This is a genomic window from Bacteroides sp., from assembly GCF_019417265.1.
GTDB lineage: Bacteria > Bacteroidota > Bacteroidia > Bacteroidales > Bacteroidaceae > Phocaeicola.
The window spans coordinates 1-2,856 of record NZ_DXVR01000167.1; the positions used below are offsets into that span (position 1 = coordinate 1).

Below are 2,856 nucleotides of genomic sequence, written 5' to 3' on the forward strand. Positions count from 1 at the left end.
GCCATGTTCGGTTTGGAACTCAGACAAAAACGGATTTGTTTCCGTTTGTGTGGTACAGGAGTACATCATACAAGTTGTAGCTAAAATAAAAATACACTTCTTAAACATAGTTTTAAGTATTAGATATTAATCATTTTATTCTTTTTTCTTCAGATAACACCAGATTGGATAATGGTCAGACTCTTTTATAGATCGGTCTACCGTACAGTTATAAGATTTTAGATTTTTACTTGCCAGGATATTGTCAATCCTGAAGTAGAATTTGTTTTGATTGTAAGAGATACCCAGTCCGCGACCCGATTGTGTGAAAGTGTCATTCAGTCCTTGGCCGATAACTCTGTGAGCGTAGGAGATGGGTGTATCGTTAAAGTCACCGCATACGATAATGTAAGGGTGCTGTGACGCTGCAATTTCTTGTGCGATGCTGTCGGCTTGCGAACCACGGATGGCAGAAGCTTCTGCCAGTTTGCGGATAAGCAGGCGGGCACCGCTTTTTACCTTTTTCGTTTCGGGAGATTTGAGCATACTTTCATAGACAACTTTATCTTCTTTCGTCAGTTTATTAGATTCCAGATGGTTGTTGATAAGCATTACAGTATCTTCCCCTATTTTTAGCTCATAAACCGCAGAGCCATTGTATTCGCTGGCATAATCTAATCTGCGGGACGAAAGTATGGGGTATTTGGAATAACAGGCTATCCGGTTGGTATGGCCTTTTCCGCTTCCTACAGTTTGAATCTTATGATAAGGATAATCTTTCAGAGCTTTCTCAACATCTTTCTGGCTGAGGTAATGAGAAGATTCAATGGTCTGGTACTCTTGCAGGCATAGGATGTCTGCTCCACTGTTCTTCAGATAATTTAAAATAGGGTTTTCTCCGTCTTTCTTGACGGCTCCATCGAATCCCATTATATTGTACGATAAAACTTTGAAACTGTTTTCCGGTAACTTGTTCGTATGAAAATTAATAGGAAAATAAGTCCGTATCTGTGGGTAGCATAGAAGAAGGCTTATCAATGTGACTAATGCAAACTTATAATTCTGGATGATAAGCCAAAAAACAAGAAAACAAATGTTGATTACCAGAAAGATAGGGAACGTCAGTCCGAGACAGGACTCCATAGGATGTGCGGCCGGCTTGATGTGCGGGCTGTAAGCGGTGAGGAGCAACAAACCTATAAAGAAAATGTTGACCGCTAAAATCAGATAAGCGACGAATCTGCCAATATGCCTTATTCCCATATTTCTATATTATCGTTTGCTCGCGTCGAAAAGACTTTTCTTTTCTTCCGTAGTCAGGCTTTCGTATCCCGATTTTTTTAGTTTATCGAGGATGCGATCTATTTCTTCTGACTGAACTTTCTTGCGGGCGTTGTAATCGTAGTCTTTCTGACGACTGTTACCATAATGCACTTTCATTTTGGGTTTGCGAGGCTTGAAGCTGAATACTGAAACGATAGCATCCAGAATCTTATTAATCCAGGACGTAATGTCTCTGCCTTTACTCAATCCTGCTGCAAACCAGACTCCTGCTAATGCGCCACCCAAATGGGCGATATGTCCACCTGCATTGCTGGATGTGATGAACAGTAAATCAGTACCGATAACAATCAGTGCCAGATATTTCAGTCGTATCGTGCCAAATAGGAATAATCGTATCGGGTAGTTCGGCTCACGATATGCGGTCGCAGCTACAATAGCAAGCACAGAAGCAGATGCTCCCAGCATAAATGAGTAGTCAACCATCGGACGGAAATACGGAAAAACGTTATATGCCACCATGTACAGCAATCCGCCGCAAATACCTCCCAATATATAAACTCCCCGCAAATGCTTTGCAGAGAAGAACATCAGGAACAATGCGCCAAACCAATATAGCCATAGCATGTTGAACAGAATATGCAGAAAACCTGCATGCATAAACATGTATGTGAACAGCGACCAAGGCTGTATGATGAATTGTGTAAATGAAGCAGGAAGCTCCAACCATTCAAATACCCCTCCAAGACTACGGTTGAATAGCTGCAAAATAACTTCCGTCAGCGTAGTAACCACAAAGACGGCTACGTTGATATAAATCAGTTGGATATAAATATTCCCTCTCCGAAAAGCTTCTTTAAGATCAGTTGTAATAGTACCCATTTCCTCTGTCTTTTTTTCTCCAATACATGATCAGTATAAAACCGAATATCATACCACCCAAGTGTGCAAAATGAGCTACATTGTCACCCGGATTGTTAGCAAATCCTGCATACAGTTCAATCAATGCGTATCCGATAACGAAATACTTAGCCTTGATCGGGAATGGCAGCGGGAAGATAAATAACGGCTGATTGGGGAACAGCATTCCGAATCCTAGCAGGATGGCATATATAGCTCCCGATGCTCCTACAGTAGTCATCATGTTGAGATACTCTCCCATCGGAATGACAGAATAGCCCGTGTTGACGCTGGTGTATGTAGAAAGCACCATTTCGTAATGTACATATTGAACGATTTCCTGTATAAATCCTGCGCCGATGCCACATATCAGGTAGTAAAATAGAAAACGTTTCGGTCCCCACACTTGTTCGAGGATACGACCGAACATCCACAAAGCGAACATGTTAAAAAATAGATGCGTAAAGCCTCCATGCATGAACATGTATGTGATGAGTTGTGCTATATTAAAATTATCGGCAAGAAAAAAGTGAAGTCCTAGATAACGGGCTAAATCCAGGCCGTAACTTTGAGCAACAATGGTCGCAAGAAAGACCAGTACATTAATGATTAATAGGTTCTTAGTAACTGTTGGTATGGCATTCATAATCTGTTATTTCATTCATTGAGTTGCAAAAATACGAATAAATTCTGTTC

Annotated in this window: 3 protein-coding genes; all 3 read right to left on the bottom strand. The window is 41.0% G+C overall.

Going from position 1 to position 2,856, the window contains the following annotated elements:
* Positions 1-135: 135 nt before the first annotated feature.
* From QZ379_RS12525 to QZ379_RS12535, 3 genes are read right to left on the bottom strand one after another with little or no spacing between them, the layout of a single operon-like run.
* Entirely contained in the window at positions 136-1,236 is a 1,101-nt protein-coding gene (locus QZ379_RS12525; protein ID WP_186973432.1) for an endonuclease/exonuclease/phosphatase family protein, read from the bottom strand.
* Between the two features lie 15 nt (positions 1,237-1,251).
* Positions 1,252-2,142, bottom strand: coding sequence for a rhomboid family intramembrane serine protease (locus tag QZ379_RS12530; RefSeq protein WP_007661930.1), 891 nt, complete (start codon positions 2,140-2,142; stop codon positions 1,252-1,254).
* The gene (locus QZ379_RS12535; protein WP_182423698.1) at positions 2,123-2,806 is read right to left on the bottom strand and encodes a rhomboid family intramembrane serine protease; all 684 of its coding nucleotides are present in this window, start codon (positions 2,804-2,806) and stop codon (positions 2,123-2,125) included. The genes QZ379_RS12530 and QZ379_RS12535 overlap by 20 nt, the downstream gene beginning before the upstream one ends.
* Between the last annotated feature and the right edge of the window lie 50 nt (positions 2,807-2,856).

Excerpts from the sequence above, each read along its gene's own strand:
- QZ379_RS12530 (WP_007661930.1), bottom strand. The coding sequence starts at position 2,142 with ATGGGTACTATTACAACTGATCTTAAAGAAGCTTTTCGGAGAGGGAAT.
- QZ379_RS12535 (WP_182423698.1), bottom strand. The coding sequence starts at position 2,806 with ATGAATGCCATACCAACAGTTACTAAGAACCTATTAATCATTAATGTA.